General features: G+C 59.1%; 19 protein-coding genes. 12 read left to right on the top strand and 7 right to left on the bottom strand.

What is annotated here, in order from left to right; all coding sequences use genetic code 11:
- The first annotated feature begins 396 nt into the window (after positions 1-396).
- The 3 genes from hrpB to ACFVTJ_RS22525 all read left to right on the top strand — a co-directional run bounded on the left by hrpB (position 397) and on the right by ACFVTJ_RS22525 (position 4,881).
- Positions 397-2,883, top strand: coding sequence for an ATP-dependent helicase HrpB (gene hrpB / locus ACFVTJ_RS22535; protein WP_386910792.1), 2,487 nt, complete (start codon positions 397-399; stop codon positions 2,881-2,883).
- 29 nt (positions 2,884-2,912) lie between these two features.
- Positions 2,913-4,220: a two-component system sensor histidine kinase ActS gene (gene actS, locus ACFVTJ_RS22530; RefSeq protein ID WP_386910800.1), complete on the top strand. Its 1,308-nt coding sequence runs from the start codon at positions 2,913-2,915 to the stop codon at positions 4,218-4,220.
- A gap of 73 nt (positions 4,221-4,293) precedes the next feature.
- A complete protein-coding gene (locus ACFVTJ_RS22525) occupies positions 4,294-4,881 on the top strand; it encodes an ActR/PrrA/RegA family redox response regulator transcription factor (RefSeq protein WP_386910791.1) in 588 nt (195 codons plus the stop codon).
- A 60-nt stretch (positions 4,882-4,941) separates the two neighbouring features.
- On the opposite strand, the gene ACFVTJ_RS22520 is transcribed toward ACFVTJ_RS22525, so the two are convergent.
- The gene (locus ACFVTJ_RS22520) at positions 4,942-5,427 is read right to left on the bottom strand and encodes an MmcB family DNA repair protein (protein ID WP_080827534.1); all 486 of its coding nucleotides are present in this window, start codon (positions 5,425-5,427) and stop codon (positions 4,942-4,944) included.
- 184 nt (positions 5,428-5,611) lie between these two features.
- On the opposite strand from ACFVTJ_RS22520, the gene ACFVTJ_RS22515 reads away from it, so the two are divergent.
- Positions 5,612-6,325 (top strand): L,D-transpeptidase, encoded by a 714-nt coding sequence (locus ACFVTJ_RS22515; RefSeq protein ID WP_386910790.1) that lies wholly within the window; start codon positions 5,612-5,614, stop codon positions 6,323-6,325.
- Between the two features lie 78 nt (positions 6,326-6,403).
- Here ACFVTJ_RS22515 and ACFVTJ_RS22510 read toward each other — a convergent pair whose 3' ends face one another.
- The 4 genes from ACFVTJ_RS22510 to hslV all read right to left on the bottom strand — a co-directional run bounded on the left by ACFVTJ_RS22510 (position 6,404) and on the right by hslV (position 11,761).
- Positions 6,404-8,572, bottom strand: coding sequence for a malate synthase G (locus tag ACFVTJ_RS22510; RefSeq protein WP_386910789.1), 2,169 nt, complete (start codon positions 8,570-8,572; stop codon positions 6,404-6,406).
- A gap of 120 nt (positions 8,573-8,692) precedes the next feature.
- Positions 8,693-9,658 (bottom strand): DUF1402 family protein, encoded by a 966-nt coding sequence (locus ACFVTJ_RS22505; RefSeq protein WP_386910788.1) that lies wholly within the window; start codon positions 9,656-9,658, stop codon positions 8,693-8,695.
- A 197-nt stretch (positions 9,659-9,855) separates the two neighbouring features.
- The gene (gene hslU, locus ACFVTJ_RS22500) at positions 9,856-11,163 is read right to left on the bottom strand and encodes an ATP-dependent protease ATPase subunit HslU (protein ID WP_386910787.1); all 1,308 of its coding nucleotides are present in this window, start codon (positions 11,161-11,163) and stop codon (positions 9,856-9,858) included.
- Positions 11,164-11,236: 73 nt separating this feature from the next.
- Positions 11,237-11,761, bottom strand: coding sequence for an ATP-dependent protease subunit HslV (gene hslV / locus ACFVTJ_RS22495; RefSeq protein ID WP_004444336.1), 525 nt, complete (start codon positions 11,759-11,761; stop codon positions 11,237-11,239).
- A gap of 201 nt (positions 11,762-11,962) precedes the next feature.
- Between hslV and hisB the strand changes: the two genes are divergently transcribed.
- The 7 genes from hisB to coaA are packed head-to-tail and all read left to right on the top strand — an operon-like array spanning position 11,963 to position 16,583.
- Positions 11,963-12,559, top strand: a complete 597-nt coding sequence (hisB, locus tag ACFVTJ_RS22490; RefSeq protein WP_113381965.1) for an imidazoleglycerol-phosphate dehydratase HisB — start codon at positions 11,963-11,965, stop codon at positions 12,557-12,559.
- A 22-nt stretch (positions 12,560-12,581) separates the two neighbouring features.
- Entirely contained in the window at positions 12,582-13,076 is a 495-nt protein-coding gene (locus ACFVTJ_RS22485; RefSeq protein WP_386910786.1) for a DUF2628 domain-containing protein, read from the top strand.
- A gap of 1 nt (position 13,077) precedes the next feature.
- Positions 13,078-13,728: an imidazole glycerol phosphate synthase subunit HisH gene (gene hisH / locus ACFVTJ_RS22480; RefSeq protein ID WP_386910785.1), complete on the top strand. Its 651-nt coding sequence runs from the start codon at positions 13,078-13,080 to the stop codon at positions 13,726-13,728.
- 1 nt (position 13,729) lies between these two features.
- Positions 13,730-14,473, top strand: a complete 744-nt coding sequence (hisA, locus tag ACFVTJ_RS22475; RefSeq protein WP_386910784.1) for a 1-(5-phosphoribosyl)-5-[(5-phosphoribosylamino)methylideneamino]imidazole-4-carboxamide isomerase — start codon at positions 13,730-13,732, stop codon at positions 14,471-14,473.
- On the top strand, positions 14,470-15,246 hold the full coding sequence (gene hisF, locus ACFVTJ_RS22470; RefSeq protein WP_282455084.1) for an imidazole glycerol phosphate synthase subunit HisF: 777 nt from the start codon (positions 14,470-14,472) through the stop codon (positions 15,244-15,246). The genes hisA and hisF overlap by 4 nt, the downstream gene beginning before the upstream one ends.
- Before the next feature lie 15 nt (positions 15,247-15,261).
- Positions 15,262-15,585, top strand: coding sequence for a phosphoribosyl-ATP diphosphatase (locus ACFVTJ_RS22465; RefSeq protein ID WP_386910783.1), 324 nt, complete (start codon positions 15,262-15,264; stop codon positions 15,583-15,585).
- On the top strand, positions 15,582-16,583 hold the full coding sequence (gene coaA / locus ACFVTJ_RS22460; protein ID WP_386910782.1) for a type I pantothenate kinase: 1,002 nt from the start codon (positions 15,582-15,584) through the stop codon (positions 16,581-16,583). The genes ACFVTJ_RS22465 and coaA overlap by 4 nt, the downstream gene beginning before the upstream one ends.
- Positions 16,584-16,601: 18 nt before the next feature.
- Here coaA and arfB read toward each other — a convergent pair whose 3' ends face one another.
- Together arfB and ACFVTJ_RS22450 are read right to left on the bottom strand one after the other, a co-directional pair.
- On the bottom strand, positions 16,602-17,036 hold the full coding sequence (arfB, locus tag ACFVTJ_RS22455) for an alternative ribosome rescue aminoacyl-tRNA hydrolase ArfB (RefSeq protein ID WP_006311108.1): 435 nt from the start codon (positions 17,034-17,036) through the stop codon (positions 16,602-16,604).
- A gap of 128 nt (positions 17,037-17,164) precedes the next feature.
- Positions 17,165-18,775: a phosphoenolpyruvate carboxykinase gene (locus tag ACFVTJ_RS22450; protein WP_386910781.1), complete on the bottom strand. Its 1,611-nt coding sequence runs from the start codon at positions 18,773-18,775 to the stop codon at positions 17,165-17,167.
- 338 nt (positions 18,776-19,113) lie between these two features.
- Between ACFVTJ_RS22450 and chvI the strand changes: the two genes are divergently transcribed.
- Positions 19,114-19,839 (top strand): two-component system response regulator ChvI, encoded by a 726-nt coding sequence (gene chvI / locus ACFVTJ_RS22445; RefSeq protein WP_006700117.1) that lies wholly within the window; start codon positions 19,114-19,116, stop codon positions 19,837-19,839.
- Positions 19,840-19,888 lie beyond the last annotated feature (49 nt).

The raw sequence follows: 19,888 nt of genomic DNA, 5'->3' as shown, positions 1-19,888 counted from the left end.
GCAATCAGCTCATCATCTTGATTTATTTAGAACGAAAGACTTCGTCGCCAGCAGCGCCGCCGCCCTCGTTCAGTGAGCGGACTTATAAGAGAACCACACCAAACAAGTCAACACACCTCCCGTCAAAAAACTGACATTTTTCGTAAGTTATTGGTATTTAACGATAGTTTTGAAGAGATAGACCGGAAACGCCAAAAGGGCCGGATTCCTGACCCGATTTGCCGCACACCAGATCACCCTCCCCTGTCATGCCTCGCTGTAAATGATCTAAAGGAGCCGCGAATTGCCGGCAGACCAATTGCCCGGCCTTTACATATGGCTGTCAAAGCGCGGGGCAGTGCACTAGAAACGGCATATAAGACGCTTAACATCACCAGATCGCCGCAGGCCCTTTGCATGACCAGAACGCCCGTCGCCATAAAGACCCAACTGCCCGAACTTCCCGTCAGCGTCGTACTGGAGGATATCGCCGAGGCGCTGGCCACAAGGAAACGCGCAGTTCTTGCGGCTCCACCGGGGGCGGGCAAGACTACGCTCGTGCCGCTTCATCTTCTACGCGAGGGCTGGCGGGCCGGCGGCAAGATCATTCTTCTTGAGCCACGCCGGCTCGCTGCCCGGGCGGCGGCTGGGCGCATGGCCGAGCTGCTTCATGAGGATGTCGGGGAAACCGTCGGTTATCGCATGCGGCTAGACACCCGCATTTCCTCAAAAACGAAGATAGAGGTGGTTACCGAAGGCGTATTTGCCAGGATGGTTCTTGACGACCCCGAACTGGCCGGCATTTCCACGGTGATTTTTGATGAATTTCATGAGCGTTCGCTCGACGGCGACTTCGGACTGGCGCTGGCGCTCGACGTACAGGCAGGATTGCGCGAAGATCTGCGTATTCTCGTGATGTCCGCCACGCTCGATGTGGACCGTATCAGCGCGCTGATGGACGACGCGCCAGTCATTCAGAGCCTTGGCCGGACATTTCCGATCGATATCAGATATGAAGATCGGTGGCAGGGCGTCCAGGTCGATGAGAAAGTCGCCAAGGCGATTACCGAAGCCCACGCATCCGAGACGGGTTCGATTCTGGCTTTCCTGCCCGGACAGGCGGAAATCACCCGCGCAGCCTTGCGGCTGGAGGGTCGTTTCTCTAACGACACGGACATTATCCCGCTTTATGGCAACCTGTCGCAGAAGGAGCAGGATGCGGCGATCAGGCCGGCACCGGCCGGACGGCGCAAGATCGTGCTTGCCACCTCGATTGCCGAGACATCCATTACCATCGATGGCGTGCGGGTGGTGATCGACAGCGGGCTGCAGCGCTTGCCGGTCTTTGAACCGGCGACCGGAATCACCAGGCTGGAGACCGTGCGGGTGTCACGGGCTTCCGCTGACCAGAGGGCCGGCCGCGCCGGGCGAACCGAACCCGGCGTTGCGATCCGGCTGTGGCATCAGGGGCAGACGGCTGCGCTCAGCGCCTTTACGCCACCGCAGATCCTGGCGAGTGATCTTTCCGGTCTCGCCCTCGATCTCGCCCACTGGGGCGTTCACGATCCTTCCATGCTCGCATTTCTCGATGCGCCCCCCGAAGCCGCACTGAAGGAATCGGTGGCACTTCTCAAAAGCCTCGGCGCCCTCGATGACGGCGGCGGGCTGACGCGACAGGGCCACCTGATGCGCGGCCTTTCACTGCCGCCGCGGCTTGCAGCCATGGTGATTGCCTCGGCGAGCGAGGGTGCCGGGAAAAAAGCGGCAATGCTCGCCGTCATGCTGACGGAACAGGGGCTGGGCGGCAACGATGTCGATCTCGATGAACGGCTGCGGCGCTTTCTTTCCGACAGGAGTGAGAGGGCGCAGGCGGCGCGCAAGCTGGCATCGAGGCTGCTCGATGCGATCGACGCCAAGACTCCAGCGGCCGAAGCGCCGAGCGAGGCCGGCCCACTGCTGCTGCATGCCTACCCGGACAGGATTGCGCTTCAACGTGGCGCGAGGGGCCGTTACGTGATGGCCAATGGGCGGGGGGCGGAGCTGCCCGAGACCGAGCGGCTGGCGGCGAGCAAAATGCTTGTCGTGGCCGATATTATCGGACGAGCGGCGCAGCCGCGCGTTCTTGCAGCAGCGGCCATCGAAAGGGTGAATATAGAAGAGCAGATGCCGCATCTTATCGTTCAGCAGGAACAGTTGTTGTTCGACAATGCGAGCGGTCAGGCACGGGCGCGAAAAGTGACGCGTCTGGGTGCAATCATTCTCGACGAGACACCCCTGCCCCGACCCGACGGCGAACAGGCAGCACAGGCGCTTGCCAATGGCGTCAAAGAATTCGGCCTCGGCATCCTTCCATTTTCGAAAGAAACGCTGCAGCTGCGAGACAGGATCGGCTTTCTGAATGCCAGCATTGGCGAACCCTGGCCTGATGTCAGCGATGCGGCGCTGCTTTCACGGCTCACGGAATGGTTCGTTCCCTTCCAGAGCGGCGCCCGCAGCCTGCAGGAAATCCGGCACGGCAGCCTCTCCGAGGGAATCCTCTCGCTGGTACCGCATGAGGTGGCGCGTAATCTCGGTCGGCTGGCGCCGACACATTTCGAAGCGCCGACGGGCCAAAGGCACCCCATCCGTTACGATGCCATCGAGCCGACGCTCTCCATTCGCGTACAGGAGCTTTTCGGCCTGAAGGCCCACCCGTCCATTGCGCAGGGACGTTTGCCGCTGCTCTTGGAATTGACCTCGCCGGCGCACAGGCCGATACAGACGACGCGCGATCTTCCCGGTTTCTGGGCAGGGTCGTGGAAGGATGTGCGGGCGGATATGCGTGGGCGGTATCCACGCCATCCCTGGCCGGAGGATCCAGCCTCGGCCCTGCCGACCAGCCGCGCGAAACCGCGTGGGACGTGACGATGATGAAAAGGGTAAAGGAGAAGACGGTGGCCAGCCATCCGATCGAAACCACGAGGCTTGGCCGCGCCAGCCGCAGGATAAGGTTGCAGACCATCATCTGGCTGCGCTGGCTGGCGGTGGCGGGACAGACGGCAACGATCCTGTTTGTCGCTTTCGGGCTGAATTTCCCCCTGCCGCTTCTCGCCTGCGGTCTCCTCATCGCGGCGCTGGCGCTTGCCAATCTGTTTCTCACCGCCCGTTTTCCCTCCACCTATCGTCTGGAGCCCTGGGAAGCGACGTTGCTTCTCGCCTTCGACCTGCTGCAGCTGACGGCGCTGATCTATATTACCGGCGGGCTTTCCAATCCCTTCGCACCGCTGATCTGCGTGCAGGTCATCATCGCCTTTGCCTCCCAGCCACTTCGCCACTCGCTCATCCTGCTCGGCTTTGCCGTGATCTGCTCGACGGCGATCGCCTTTTCGCCCTTTCCTGTTCCCTGGTACCCCGACGAGGTTTTGCCGATCCAGCTTCTGCTGCACGTCGGCACCTGGGTTGCGATCATCGCCACCACCTCTTTCGCGGCCTTTTACGCCTATCGCGTTTCGCATGAGGCCAATCAGCTGGCTGATGCGCTGGCGGCAACGGAACTGGTGCTGGAGCGAGAAAAGCACCTTTCCCAGCTCGACGGGCTGGCGGCCGCTGCGGCGCATGAGCTGGGTACGCCACTTGCGACAATCAGCGTCGTTGCCAAGGAAATGGAGCGGGAACTGGGGCATGACGACAAATACGGCGAAGACATAGCGCTGCTGCGCAGCCAGAGCGAACGATGCCGCGACATCCTGCGCCGGCTCACGTCGCTTTCCACCGACAATGAGGAGCATATGCGCCGCTTGCCGCTTTCCTCGCTGATTGAGGAGGTGATGGCGCCGCACCGGGAGTTTGGTATTCGCCTGGAGCTGGTGGAAAAGACCAACCGTGCGGAGGAACCTATCGGTATCCGCAACGCCGGTATTATCTACGGGCTGGGCAACCTCATTGAAAATGCCGTGGACTATGCGCGCGAGAAGGTGACGGTGACGGTGGATCACGATCAACAGAACGTGGCTGTCACCATAGAGGATGACGGGCCGGGTTATGCCCATGACGTGCTTGCCCGTATCGGCGAGCCCTATGTGACCGAACGTCACAATGACACGCGCGCCGGCGGGCTCGGCCTTGGGCTTTTCATCGCCAAGACCTTGCTGGAGCGTTCCGGTGCGGCGGTGACCTTTGAAAATCGATCCTCAAGCGAAAGCGGGGCGCGGGTCACAATCGTCTGGCCTCGAGCGCTGATGGACGATAAAAGAAGCCGTTGACTTTACCATCCACGTTGAAGCGGCGATAAGAAAAAGAAAAGCAAGCCGACGAAGTTGCCGGAAGGCCGGAAACATGAAGACAGAAGACCAGACCCCATCCACCAGCGAACCGGTGGACGATATCGATCCGATTGGACCCGACAGATCCCTGCTGATCGTCGATGATGACGGCCCGTTTCTGCGTCGGCTTGCCCGGGCGATGGAAACGCGCGGCTTTGCCGTTGATACTGCCGAGACGGTGAGTGAAGGCATTGCCCGCTCCAAGGCCGCGCCACCAAAATATGCGGTCGTCGATCTCAGACTTGCCGACGGCAACGGGCTGGAGGTGATCGAAGCCATCAGGCAGAACCGGGACGACACACAGATCGTCGTTCTGACCGGCTACGGCAATATCGCCACCGCCGTGACTGCCGTTAAGCTCGGCGCGCTGGACTATCTCGCCAAACCCGCCGATGCGGACGATGTCTTTAATGCGCTGACACAGCGCAAGGGTGAAAAGACCGAGGTTCCCGAAAACCCGATGTCGGCAGACCGCGTGCGCTGGGAGCATATTCAGCGGGTCTATGAAATGTGCGAGCGCAATGTCTCGGAAACGGCGCGCCGGCTCAACATGCACCGGCGCACCTTGCAACGCATTCTTGCGAAACGCGCACCGAAATAAAGCATTTCCAGTAAAACTGCGAAGCGGTTTTACATCCCGACAATGCGCTGGAACCGGCCGCTATTCCCCGAAGCTGCGCCCGGTGGTCCATTCGGCCAACATCAGCCGAGTTGCGGCGGTTCTCGAAAAATCCAGCATCACCGACTTGCGGGTCGCCGGCGGCAATTTGTGCTCCGGCGCATCGCGCAGCATGTGGGCACCATAGCCATCCGACAGGATCAGCCCACATTCCTCGGGGAATATGTCTGTCGGGACTTCCGGATGGGTGGCGAAGAACAGCCGGTCGCAATGCAGGCGATAATCTGGCCATTTGCGATCGACACGGAAATCCTCGATCGAGGATTTGATTTCGATGATCCAGATTTCGCCCTTGGCTGACAGGCTAATGAGATCAGCTCTTCTCCCGCTCGCAAGCGGCAGCTCCGGCAAGACGGAATGGCGCATCTCATGCAACAGCACCTGGACGCCGCGACGCACCAGCATCGCTTTGTCTGACTGACGGCCATCGATTAACGGATTATTGTTGGTAACGGAAAGAATAGTCATGGATAAAGGCTGCTGGGGCGTTTGGCCTATTGTTGCAAAAAAGGCAATCAACCGGCAATTTTAAATGCGCTGCCGTTTCGCGGCTGCACAATGGCTTGCCAAGTGCGGCTGAATGGAAAATAACCGATTTATCCAATTAAGCCTACTCCTTCGCACAATTTGGCGAATTTTCCGCGAGAACGACATGCGCATCCGCACCCCATTGACCCTACTCGGTCTGACGGCAGCACTGGCTCTGGCCGGCTGCGCCGAAACTACCTCCCAATCCTCCGCTCCTACATCCGGCAAGATCGCCGCATCTGTACCTGTTGCTGATCCCGTTCCGGCGAAGGTCGAAACGGTTCAGATTTTCAACGATGTCTACGGTCCCGTGACCGATGCGGGTTATGCGCTGCCGGCCATTCCGATCAATCGCGTGAATGAGAAGTACCGTCGCCAGATCGTCGAGTTCCAGACATCCGAGCGTCCCGGCACGATTATCGTCAATACGCGCGATCGTTTCCTTTATTATATCCTATCCGGCAACCGTGCGGTTCGCTACGGCATCGGCGTCGGCAAGGCGGGTTTTGCCTGGGCCGGTGAAGCCTATGTCGCCTGGAAGCAGGAATGGCCGATGTGGCATCCGCCGAAGGAAATGGCAGACCGCAAGCCGGAAGTGGCAAAGTATGTCGAGGCCGGCATGGGCCCGGGCCTTTCCAACCCGCTCGGCGCACGCGCCATGTATCTCTTCAACGATAAGGGACAGGATACGCTGTTCCGCATCCACGGCTCGCCCGAGTGGGCCTCGATCGGCACCGCCGCCTCTTCCGGCTGCATCCGCATGATCAATCAGGATGTGATCGATCTCTATAGCCGCGTCCGCCCCGGCCGCAGCACCAAGGTCGTCGTGATCCAGTAAGGGTTACACCAGATCAAGAAAAAGCCGCCGAGGATTTTCCCGGCGGCTTTTTTGTTATGGAAGCACTGGTTGGCGGCGTCACGCCGCCTGCTTCGCCTTCAACTCCAGACGGCGGCGATGCAGAACCGGTTCGGTATAGCCGTTCGGCTGTTCACGGCCCTTCAGCACCAGCTCGACAGCAGCCTGGAAAGCCACCGATCCGTCGAAATCCGATGCCATCGGCAGATAGGCCGGATCGCCGGCATTCTGCGTGTCCACCACCGCGGCCATGCGCTTCATGGTTTCGATGATCTGGGTCTCCGTCACGACGCCATGGCGCAGCCAGTTGGCCATGTGCTGGGCAGAAATGCGAAGCGTCGCGCGATCCTCCATCAGCCCGACATTGTTGATGTCAGGCACCTTCGAGCAACCGACGCCCTGATCGACCCAGCGAACGACATAGCCGAGAATACCCTGCGCATTGTTGTCGAGTTCGCGCTGGATCTCCTCCGGCGTCCAGTTGGGACGCGGCGCGACCGGCACCGACAGGATATCTGAGAGCTTCGCGCGGCCGCGGCTTTTCAGGCCTTCCTGGACGGCCGCAACATCGACCTTGTGATAGTGCGTGGCATGCAGCGTCGCCGCCGTCGGCGAAGGCACCCAGGCAGTGTTGGCGCCAGCCTTCGGATGCGCGATCTTTTGCTCGAGCATCGCTGCCATCAGATCCGGCATGGCCCACATGCCCTTGCCGATCTGGGCATGGCCGGAAAGGCCGCATTCGAGGCCGATATCGACGTTCCAGTTTTCATAGGCCGCGATCCAGGCGGCCTGCTTCATGTCGCCCTTGCGGATCATCGGGCCTGCTTCCATCGAGGTGTGGATTTCATCGCCGGTACGATCGAGGAAGCCCGTATTGATGAAGACGACTCGATCCTTCGCGGCGCGAATGCTTTCCTTGAGGTTAACAGTGGTGCGGCGCTCCTCATCCATGATGCCCATTTTCATGGTGTTCGGCGCCATGCCGACAAGCTTTTCGACCTGGCTGAAGATTTCGTTGGCGAAGGCCACTTCCTCCGGTCCATGCATCTTCGGCTTGACCACATACATGGAGCCAGCGCGGGAATTCTGCCGCCGCCCAGACGGACCAACGTCGTAAAGCGCGATCAGAGCCGTGACGACAGCGTCCATAATGCCTTCAGGCACCTCGCGACCATCCCTGTCGAGGATTGCGGGATTGGTCATGAGATGACCGACATTGCGTACCAGCATCAGGGAACGGCCCGGCAGCGTGAGCGCGGAACCATTGGGGGCAGTATAATAACGATCCGGATTGAGGCTTCTAATGAAGGTCTTGCCACCCTTCGAAACCTCTTCCGTCAGGTCGCCGCGCATCAGACCAAGCCAGTTGCCATAGACCAGCACCTTGTCTTCAGCATCGACAGCAGCGACCGAATCTTCGCAATCCATGATGGTCGTCAGCGCCGATTCGAGAATGACGTCGGAAATGCCCGCTTTGTCGCCCTTGCCTATTTCGGTCGAGGCATCGATGACTATCTCAGTGTGCAGACCGTTCTTGCCCAGCAGGATCGTGGCGGGCTTTGCCGATTTACCGCTGAAACCCTTGAATTGTGCCGTATCCTTGAGGCCAGTCATGGCATCGCCGATGGCAAGCTCCAGCAGCCCCTCAACGATCTGGAAGCCTGTCACGTCGGACCAGTTTCCGGTTTCGAGCGGTGCGGAGTCATCCAGGAAGTTGCGGGCCCAGGCGATGACCTTTTCGCCCCGTTTAGGATTGTAGCCCCTGCCCTTTTCCGCGCCGTCGGCATCGGAAATGGCATCCGTGCCGTAAAGCGCGTCATAAAGTGAACCCCAGCGGGCATTGGCGGCGTTCAGCGCGTAACGCGCATTCATGACGGGAACAACGAGCTGCGGACCGGCGACGACGGCAATTTCCGGATCGACATTGTCGGTTTCCACCTTGAAGCCGGCGCCTTCCGGCAGCAGGTAACCGATTTCCTTCAGGAACGCCTCGTAGGCGTCGAAATCCAAGGGAGCACCGTTCTCACGGTACCAGCCATCGATTTTCTCCTGCAACGCGTCGCGCTTGGCGAGCAGCTCACGGTTCTTCGGCGCAAGATCATGGACGATGTCCGAGAAACCTTCAAAGAAGGTCTCAGCGTCGAGACCCGTGCCCGGCAGCACCTCGTCCGTCAAAAAGGCATATAGCCTGTCGTCGATGGAAAGACCGAATTTATCCGTGCGGCTCACATGCGCCTCCTTCTATTCTGAAGGCACAGATTGGACGCTGAGGCGGTCGCTCGTCAATTGCGGCAGGCAGCCAAATATTATTTCCGTTTTGGAAACAATCTGGTCGATAATCGACTTTTTCTACAAAAGACCCTGCAAGTCCTTGATGCGGTCATTCACCAGCCAGCCGTAATAATTTTCTTCCGGCAACAACGGCTGCTCGCCGCCTGCAGCACGCTGGCGGTTCTTCTGGGCAAGGGCAGCCGCGCGCTGCTGCGAGCCGCCGACGTTATAAAGCGTGGAGGTTACGCCCGGATTTTTCGAAATATCCATATCGGCAATCGACCGGTAATCGTCGATCGATTTGCGAATGGAGGCCGCCATGAAAGCGAGCGAGCGGTCTGGATCCATGATCGCCGTGTAGACCGCGGTGGCGTCGTTTTCATCCAGCTTTTCGAAACCGGAGGTTCGCGACACCATGTCAGATAACATCAGCGCCGTCAGCGGGTTGATCTGGCCGAGGCCGAAGGTCTGGCCAGCGTAAAAGGGCTGGAAGAAAACGGCGCTGAAACGGTTGTTCGGATAGGCAACGCCATCGACGGTCTTGCCGCGGAAACTGTCGTCCCAGACGTCTTCACGGCAGTTCCAGAGGCTGTAGGAATCCTTCTTCGACTGGCATTTGGAAAATTGCGAATGGGTCAGGAACTGCGCAATCGTCTCGTCCTTGTAGCCGAAACGGAAGCTGCTGCCGGCATAGGAGGCCGCCTTGACGTAATAGGACTGCAGCCGGTCATAGGCATCGACATTGTAGGTGTGCTCGCCAACGATCGCGCCGACCATGTGGATCGGGTCGATGCCATATCGCCCGGCCGTGGACTTTATCTTGGCGATCAGGGCCTTGTCGGAAGACAAAAGCTCGATCACCTTCTGGTATTTGCGCTCAAAGGAGGTGTTGGAAGCCTTGGTTCTTTTTGCGGAAGCACCGGGAACGCCGGGCTGTTCGGCATTGCGATTGCCCGGTGGAACGATCGTCGCGGCCTCGACATAAGACGACGAGACGATGGTGAACGTCAAAGCAGCGGCAAATGCCAGAAGAGTTTTGCGCAAGAGCGAATGCCTTTATCTCAAGCCGACGGCTTCCCGGCGAAACATGCGGGGAAAACCGGACCATTCCACGAAAGCGGTTCCAACCGGAATGCAGCCCTTCCCATAAACAAAATGCGGGCTGAATGCGAGATGAGGCAGATAAAATAAAAGAGTGCGGCAAATATGGCCGCACTCTTCTTTCGTTGTTCCTGATGTCTTCAGAGAATGTAACGCGACAAATCCGTATCGGCGGCGAGATCGCCGACATGTTTTTTGACGTATTCCTGATCGATCTTGACGGCAGAGCCGCCACGATCCGGTGCGTTGTAGGAAATCTCGTCCAGAACGCGTTCCATCACCGTCTGCAGACGGCGGGCACCGATGTTTTCGACCGACGAGTTGAGATGAACGGCGACATCCGCCAGCGCATCGATGGCATCGTCAGTGAAATCGAGATCGAGTTCTTCCGTCGCCATCAGCGCCTTGTACTGGCGGATGAGGCTTGCTTCCGTCTCGGTCAGAATACGGCGGAAATCTTCCTTCGTCAGCGGCTTCAGCTCAACGCGGATCGGCAGGCGGCCCTGAAGCTCCGGCAGAAGATCGGACGGCTTTGCCACATGGAATGCGCCAGACGCGATGAAGAGGACGTGGTCGGTTTTGACCGGGCCGTATTTCGTCGAAACGGTCGTGCCTTCGACCAGCGGCAGCAAGTCGCGCTGCACGCCTTCGCGCGAGACGCCGGCACCCATGCCGCCATCGCGGGCGGCGATCTTGTCGATCTCGTCAAGGAAGACGATGCCGTCATTTTCGACCGACTTCACCGCCTCACGCTGGATCATTTCATTGTCCAGCAGCTTGTCGGACTCATCGCGGATGAGATCGGCATAGGATTTCGACACCGTGGTGCGCACTTTCTTGGTGCGTCCGCCCATGGCTTTGCCGAACATTTCCGACAGGTTGAGCACGCCGATATTGGCGCCCGGCATTCCGGGGATTTCGAAACCGGGCATGCCCGATCCGCTGTCGGCCACCTCGATGTCAATTTCCTTGTCGTCCAATTCGCCGTCGCGCAGCTTCTTGCGGAAGCTTTCTCGGGTGCCAGGCGATGCGGTCGATCCGACGAGCGCATCAAGCACCCGCTCTTCGGCGCTCTGATGCGCCTTGGCCTGCACTTCGGCGCGTTTCTTTTCGCGCACGAGGCCGATGCCGATCTCGACCAGGTCACGAATGATCTGCTCGACATCGCGGCCGACGTAACCGACTTCGGTAAACTTGGTCGCTTCGACCTTGATGAAGGGGGCGCCCGCAAGCTTGGCGAGGCGGCGGGAAATTTCCGTCTTGCCGACACCGGTCGGCCCGATCATCAGAATGTTCTTGGGCATGACTTCATCGCGCAGGCTCTCATCGAGCTGCTGACGGCGCCAGCGGTTTCGCAGCGCAATCGCGACCGCACGTTTGGCATCGTGCTGGCCGATGATGTGGCGGTCCAGTTCCGAGACGATTTCCCGGGGAGAAAAAGTGGTCATTCTGTCCTCTCGGCTTTCCTGTTCCGGCCGGCCGTTCGGCCCGGCCCACAGGACCCATTGGTGAGAAATATGCTTACTCGGCGTCGAGCGTTTCCACGACGAGATTGTGATTGGTATAAACGCAGATATCGGCGGCGATATCGAGCGCCTGCCGGGCCACGTCTTCGGCCGACTTGTCGGTATCCATCATCGCGCGGGCGGCGGCGAAAGCGTAGTTGCCACCCGAACCAATGGCGATTGCGCCGTGTTCTGGCTCCAGCACATCGCCGTTGCCGGTGATGGCAAGCGTGGTGGACTTATCAGCGACTAGCATCATCGCTTCGAGATTGCGCAGATATTTGTCCGTGCGCCAGTCCTTCGCGAGTTCCACGGCGGCACGCATGAGCTGGCCTGGATATTGTTCGAGTTTCTTTTCGAGACGGTCAAGCAACGTGAACGCATCCGCGGTTGCACCGGCAAAACCGGCAATCACTTCACCCTTGCCGATGCGGCGAACCTTGCGGGCGTTACCCTTCATGACGGTCTGGCCAAGGCTTACCTGCCCGTCGCCAGCCATGACGACCTTGCCGCCCTTTCTGACTGTAATGATTGTTGTCATCAAACACCTGTCTGCCCTGCCGGGCCTGGAGTTAACGGGCCGGGTTGCGGCCCTTTTCGGGTTCTATGTAAGTCTGGTTTTTGCGATTGCAATCATCGGGATCACACCCGGTTTTCCGCAGGTCAGCCAAGACGATGGAACAACTGGATATTTGTGTCCCGTGCTGATAAGGAACGGCAACATTTCCACGGAGCGGCCAAAATGGCAGAACGTAAAGGCGAGATTATCCGCAAGACCAACGAAACCTCGGTTTCGGTCCGCGTGGATATCGACGGCACCGGCAAATCGAAAATTTCCACCGGCGTGGGATTTTTCGACCATATGCTGGACCAGCTCAGCCGCCATTCGTTGATCGATATGGATATCGAGGTGCAGGGCGACCTGCACATCGATGACCACCACACCGTGGAAGATACCGGCATCGCCATTGGCCAGGCGATCGCGAAGGCGCTTGGCGACCGGCGCGGTATTGCCCGCTACGCCTCGCTCGATCTTGCCATGGACGAGACCATGACCAAGGCTGCCGTCGATATTTCCGGCCGGCCGTTCCTGGTCTGGAACGTCAATTTTTCCGCGCCGAAGATCGGCACCTTCGACACGGAGCTGGTGCGCGAGTTCTTTCAGGCGCTCGCCCAGAATGCCGGCATCACGCTGCATATCCTGAACCATTACGGCGCCAACAACCATCATATCGCCGAGACATGCTTCAAGGCCGTTGCCCGCGTTCTTCGCACGGCAACCGAGATCGACCCCCGGCAGGCAGGCCGCGTTCCCTCCACGAAGGGCATGCTGGCCTGACGCCCAAGCTGTCAGGAAGCCCATGACAAGCTATCTCGTTCTGGAAGCCCCCAACGGGCCGGACAGGGACCACAAGACGACCCGCTTCATTGCCGATCGTTTCGTTTGGCTGGCTCTCATTGCGCCATGGTTATGGCTTGCGATCAACCGGCTGTGGCTGGCGATGGCCATCGTCGTCATCGCGCTCATCCTGGCCGGGCAGGCTTCGATATTAGCCGGATTCGAACCGGTTGGCCTTCTCTGCGGTCTCGCCATCGGGCTCATCACGGCGCTGGAGGGACGCAATTTTCTCGTCCGGCACCTGATCCGCAAAGGCTGGACGCTGAAGTCAGTCGTTTCCGCCCCTGATCTTTCGAGCGCCGAGGACATATATTTCTCCGGTCTCTCCGAAAACGCTCACGCGGTGGAACAGCTGTCGCACCCGGTCTGGACCCCTTCGCCGCAAAAGAGCGGTGACAAAAACTTCGTCAACGATCCCGCCGGATCGTTTCTTTTCGACTTGAATGGAAGGCGCTGACATGCGTGTCGCGATCATCGACCACGGTTCGGGCAATCTGCGTTCGGCCACAAAAGCTTTCGAGCGTGCCGCCCGCGAAGCCGGTATCAATGCAACCATCGATCTGACCGACAGGCCGGATCATGTCGCCTCGGCGGATCGCATCGTTCTGCCGGGCGTCGGCGCCTATGCGGATTGTCGGGCCGGTCTCGATGCCGTTCCCGGTATGCATGACGCACTCATCGAAGCGGTGGAGAAAAAAGCCCATCCCTTCCTCGGCATCTGCGTCGGCATGCAGCTCATGTCATCCCGCGGGCTGGAAAAGACGGTCAGCACCGGTCTTGGCTGGATCGAGGGTGACGTCGTGGAAATGACGCCTGCCGATAAGAACCTGAAGATTCCGCAGATCGGCTGGAATACGCTGGAAATCCGCCACGCCCACCCCCTGTTCGATGGTATCAAGACCGGCGCGGACGGATTGCACGCCTATTTCGTGCATTCCTATCATCTGGCGGCCAAGCACCCGATGGATGTCATCGCCACCACAAATTACGGTGGCGCAATGACGGCTTTCGTCGGCCGCGACAATATGGCGGGTGCGCAATTCCACCCGGAAAAAAGCCAGACGCTCGGCCTTGCCCTGATTTCCAATTTCCTGCGCTGGAAGCCCTGACATGATACTTTTTCCCGCAATCGACCTTAAAGACGGCCAGTGCGTTCGCCTGAAACTCGGCGATATGGACCAGGCCACCGTCTATAATACCGACCCCGGCGCACAGGCGAAGGCCTTCGAAGATCAAGGCTTTGAATGGCTGCATGTCGTTGATCTCAACGGTGCGTTCGCCGGCCAGACGGTCAATGGCGCGGCGGTTGACGCCATTTTGAAAGCGACGAAAAACCCGGTGCAGCTGGGCGGCGGCATCCGCACGCTCGATCATATCGAGGCGTGGCTGAGCCGTGGGCTTGCCCGGGTCATTCTCGGCACCGTTGCGGTGCGCGATCCGGTTCTGGTCATTGAAGCCTGCAAGCGTTTTCCCGGACAGGTCGCCGTCGGCATCGATGCCAAGGGCGGCAAGGTTGCCGTTGAAGGCTGGGCGGAAGCCTCCGAACTCGGCGTGATCGAGCTTGCCAAACGTTTCGAAGGCGCCGGCGTCGCGGCCATCATCTATACCGATATCGATCGTGACGGCATTCTGGCCGGCATCAACTGGGCCTCAACGCTGGAACTGGCCGACGCCGTCACCATACCGGTCATCGCCTCCGGCGGTCTCGCCTCCATCGACGACATCAAGCGCATGTTGCAGCCGGATGCCGCAAAGCTAGAGGGAGCGATTTCAGGCCGCGCCCTTTACGATGGTCGCATCGATCCCGCCGAGGCGCTTAACCTCATCAGGGCCGCGAAGGAGGCACGTGTATGACCCTCAAAGCCCGCGTTATTCCCTGCCTCGATGTAAAAGATGGCCGCGTCGTCAAGGGCGTCAACTTCGTAGACCTCATCGACGCCGGCGACCCGGTCGAGGCGGCGAAGGCCTATGATGCGGCGGGAGCGGACGAACTCTGCTTCCTGGACATTACCGCCTCTTCGGATAATCGCGACACGATCTTCGATGTCGTTTCACGCACCGCCGATCATTGTTTCATGCCTCTGACCGTCGGTGGCGGGGTTCGCGCCGTCGCCGACATCCGCAAGCTGCTTCTGTGCGGGGCCGACAAGGTCTCGATCAATTCCGCAGCGGTCAAGGATCCCGACTTCGTGGCGCAGGCGGCCGACAAGTTCGGTAACCAGTGCATCGTCGTTTCCATCGACGCCAAGCGGGTCTCGAAGGATGGAGAAGAAGGCCGCTGGGAAATCTTCACCCATGGCGGACGCCAGCCGACGGGTATCGACGCCGTCGAATTCGCCATCAGGATGGTCGAACGCGGCGCCGGCGAATTGCTCGTCACATCGATGGACCGCGACGGCACAAAGAGCGGTTACGATATCGGCCTGACGCGCAGCATTGCCGATCAGGTTCGAGTCCCCGTTATCGCTTCGGGGGGCGTCGGCACACTGGACGATCTGGTGGCAGGAGTTCGTGATGGCCATGCGACTGCGGTGCTTGCAGCCTCCATCTTCCACTTCGGCACTTATTCGATCGGTGAAGCCAAGAACTACATGGCCGAGCATGGCATCGCCATGCGTCTCGACTGATTGCAGGATTTCCCCATGAGCGCATTTTCCCTTTCCGATCTGGAGCGTATCGTCGCAACGCGCGCCGCTGCCTCTCCTGATGAATCCTGGACGGCCAAGCTGGTTGCTGCCGGTCAGGAGCGCGCCGCCAAAAAACTCGGCGAAGAGGCCGTGGAAGCCGTTATCGCCGCCATCGCGAAAGACCGTGATGGGCTGAAAAACGAGGCCGCCGACCTGCTTTACCATCTGCTGGTGGTGCTGAAGATTGCCGAGATTCCCTTGAGTGACGTTTTTGCCGAACTGGAGCACCGCACAGGTCAGACCGGCCTTGCGGAAAAGGCGGCGAGGCCGACATCATGAAGATCGAGGCAGGCAGCGGGGAGAGAGGCATGCCAGGCACACTCGATCATTTCAGGCCGGATGAATACTCGCCATACCACTTCTTCAGTTCGGAAGAATGGTCGAAGTTTCGCGCCGATACGCCACTGACACTTTCCGCCGACGAGGTCAAACGGCTGCGTTCGCTTGATGATCCGATCGATCTGGATGAAGTGCGGCGCATCTATCTCTCGCTGTCGCGCCTGCTGTCCTCCCATGTGGAAGCCTCACAATTGTTATTCGAACAGCGCAACCGCTTCCTCAACATGGGAGATGTCAACAAGACTCCTTTCGTCATCGGCATTGCCGGTTCAGTGGCGGTTGGAAAATCGACGACGGCGCGTATTCTGAAAGAGCTTCTGGCCCGCTGGCCCTCCAGCCCCAAGGTCGATCTCATCACGACAGACGGGTTTCTTTATCCGAACGAGGTCCTGCGGCGGGAAAACCTGATGGAGCGCAAGGGCTTTCCCGAAAGCTATGATATCGGCGCGCTCCTGCGGTTTCTGTCGGCGATCAAGGCGGGCCAACCAAATGTGAAGGCGCCGCGTTATTCGCATTTGACCTATGACGTGCTGCCGAACGAATTCACTGTCATCGACCAGCCGGATATCCTCATCTTCGAAGGCATCAACGTACTGCAATCGCGCGACCTGCCCGCGGGTGGACGGATCGTGCCAATTGTTTCCGACTTCTTCGATTTCTCGATCTATATCGATGCCGACGAGGACTTCATTCACAACTGGTATGTGAACCGGTTCATGAACCTGCGGCAGACCGCCTTCCGCGACCCGAGTTCCTTCTTTAACCGTTATGCGTCGATCAGCGAAGAGGCAGCGCTCAGCATTGCCGAGGGCCTCTGGCAGAACATCAACCTGAAGAACCTGCGCCAGAATATTGTTCCAACGCGCCCGCGGGCGGATCTCATTCTGCGCAAAGGCAAGAACCATCTGATCGACACGGTTGCGCTTCGTAAGCTTTGAAAATCAAGGACCTTCGGATTAGTCGCCGGAGGGCTTGCCGCGCATCTTCTTGATATCCGAACGGCCGGACTTTGCCTTCAGACGACGCTCGACCGAGCCTTTTGTCGGCTTGGTGGCCTTGCGAACCGGTGGGGGCGGGGCTGCCGCCTCAAGGATCAACTCTTTCAGCCGTTCCCGCGCATCTTCGCGATTGCGCTCCTGGCTGCGAAACCGGCTGGCCTCGATCATCAGTACGCCTTCTTTCGACACACGTCTGCCACCGAGACGCAGCGCATTGGCCTTCACCCGGTCCGAAAGGGATGGCGAATTGGCGATGTCGAAAAACAGTTGAACCGCGGTCGAGACCTTGTTGACGTTCTGGCCGCCCGGCCCTCCGGCCAGAACGAATTGCTCCGTCAGCTCCCAGCCGGCGATGGTGATACGGTTGCTGATGTAAAGCGGGTCGCTGGCCATGATCTTTCTCCGCGCCGGTGATGCCACAGAACGCAAAAAATGAAAACAGCGGGGAAACGAAAGACTCCGGCAAAAAGAAACCCGGCACTCAGGCCGGGTTCCCCTCCTCCTCATAAACGAGGCTTCATTCATTCAGCCGCGAGCAAAAGGCCCGGCGCTGCGTCGCGAACCTTGCTGTCGACGTGGTCTTCGAACTTGGTGAAGTTCGTGACGAACATCGACACCAGCTTCTTCGCTTGCGCGTCATAAGCTGCGCCATCGGCCCAGGTGGAACGCGGATCGAGGATCGCGCTGTCCACACCATCAAGCGACTGAGGGACGGCGAAGCCGAAATTCGCATCGGTGCGGAACTGCGCGTTCTTCAAATCGCCCGTGAGAGCGGCGGTCAGAAGCGCGCGGGTGGCCTTGATGGGCATACGCTTGCCGATGCCGTAAGCGCCTCCGGTCCAGCCGGTGTTGACCAGCCAGCAATCCACACCGTGCTTGCCGATCAACTCACGCAGCAGGTTACCGTATTCGGCCGGATGGCGCGGCATGAAGGGGGCGCCGAAGCAGGTGGAGAATGTCGCTTCCGGCTCGGTCACGCCCTTTTCCGTACCGGCGACCTTGGCCGTATATCCGGAGAGGAAGTGGTACATGGCCTGCTCCGGTGTCAGCCGGGCAATCGGCGGCAGCACGCCGAAGGCGTCGGCCGTCAGCATGATGATCGTCTTCGGATGGCCGGCAATGCCGGTCTCCGATGCATTCGGAATGAAGTGCAACGGATAGGCGCTACGGGTATTTTCCGTCAGCGAGTTGTCGTTGAAATCAGGGACGCGGTTTTCGTCCAGTACGACGTTCTCGAGAACCGTGCCGAAACGGCGGGTCGCGGCGTAGATTTCCGGCTCGGCTTCGGCCGAAAGCTTGATCGCCTTGGCATAGCAGCCGCCTTCGAAATTGAAGATACCGTGTTCGCCCCAGCCATGTTCGTCATCGCCGATCAGCGTGCGCGACGGATCAGCCGACAGCGTGGTCTTTCCGGTGCCGGAAAGGCCAAAGAAAACGGCGGAATCACCCTGCGGACCGACATTGGCCGAGCAATGCATGGGCATCACGCCCTTTGCCGGCAGCAGGTAGTTCAGCACCGTGAAGACCGACTTCTTGTTTTCACCGGCATAGGAGGTGCCGCCGATCAGAACGAGGCCGTTGGTCAGATCGCAGGCGATGACGGTTTCCGAACGGACACCGTGACGGGCCGGATCGGCCTTGAAGCTCGGCAGGTTGATGATGGTGAGCTTCTGCTTGAAGCCTGCCAGTTTTTCCTGCTTCGGACGGATCAGCAGATTGCGGATGAACAGCGAATGCCAGGCAAGCTCGGTGACGACGCGCGTCGGCAGAGCGTTTTCCTCATCGGCGCCGCCGATCAGGTCCTGAACATAGAGCGTCTTTCCGGCGGCATGGGCCAGCATGTCCTTGTGCAGCAGCTCGAAGTTTTCCGGCGAGAGCGGCTTGTTATTGTCCCACCAGATGGTGTTCTCGGTGGAAGCGTCGCGGACGACGAATTTGTCCTTCGGAGAACGACCCGTGTGCTGGCCGGTGACGGCACGCAGCGCGCCATCGATGGTTAGCTCTGCTTCACCATTGCGGATAGCCTCTTCGTATAATTCGCTCTCGTTGAGGTTATAAAAGACGCGGGAGGCCTCGCCCAGTCCGAGTTCCGCAACTCCGTTGGCAGGATTATGAACCCCAAGCTCGTTCATGACGCGTTCCTTGTTGATGACGATAAGGCCGTTGAAATTTCCTCGGAAAATACGTGGCAGCTTTTGGAAACGCAAGAGTGCGACTTTAAAAAACTTAGTGATTTCAATATATTAATCGATTTAAAAGATTTTATTTCTTTTTAAATCGGTTGAAGACGCATTAAAATTCAGCTGCGGCGTCTTTACGAAATCTCCTCGCCCTGCCCTTGCGATTTTGGGGCGAGTTTTCCTTTGCCACAATTTGTTCCACCTTTATACTCATGAGAGTGGCTCGCGGCGCACAACCTGGCTGGGTGAATGTCGGGAGTTACGAGAAAATGACCATGGAGACCAACTACATGCAGACGATCGCGCTTGTCGACGATGACCGGAATATTCTGACTTCGGTATCGATCGCGCTCGAAGCCGAAGGCTACCGGGTCGAAACGTATACGGACGGCGCTTCCGCGCTTGACGGGTTGATCGCCCGTCCCCCGCAGCTCGCCATTTTCGATATCAAGATGCCCCGCATGGACGGTATGGAGCTTTTGCGGCGCCTTCGCCAGAAGTCGGATCTGCCGGTTATCTTCCTCACCTCCAAGGATGAAGAGATCGACGAATTGTTCGGCCTGAAGATGGGTGCAGACGACTTCATCACCAAGCCGTTCTCGCAACGCCTTCTGGTGGAACGCGTCAAAGCCATCCTGCGCCGCGCCAGCAGCCGCGAAGCGTCTGCCGCAACCGGCAACGTTCTGAAGCCGACTGCAGACCAACAGGCACGCACACTGGAGCGCGGGCAGCTTGCCATGGATCAGGAACGGCATACCTGCACCTGGAAGGGCGAGCCGGTAACGCTGACGGTGACCGAATTCCTCATCCTGCATTCGCTGGCACAACGTCCAGGTGTCGTGAAAAGCCGCGACGCCCTGATGGATGCGGCCTATGACGAGCAGGTCTATGTGGACGACCGCACCATCGACAGCCACATCAAGCGTCTTCGCAAGAAGTTCAAACTGGTCGATGGCGACTTCGATATGATTGAAACGCTTTATGGCGTAGGATATCGCTTCCGCGAAGCGGCCTGAACGAGCCGCGCCGCGCAGAAGGGACCGCCCGATATGGGGTGGTAAGGAC

This window comes from Agrobacterium sp. NPDC058088 (assembly GCF_042885035.1).
Classification (GTDB): Bacteria; Pseudomonadota; Alphaproteobacteria; order Rhizobiales; family Rhizobiaceae; genus Agrobacterium.
Note: the sequence above shows the minus strand (reverse complement) of the source record. Positions and strands in the feature narration are given on the sequence as shown.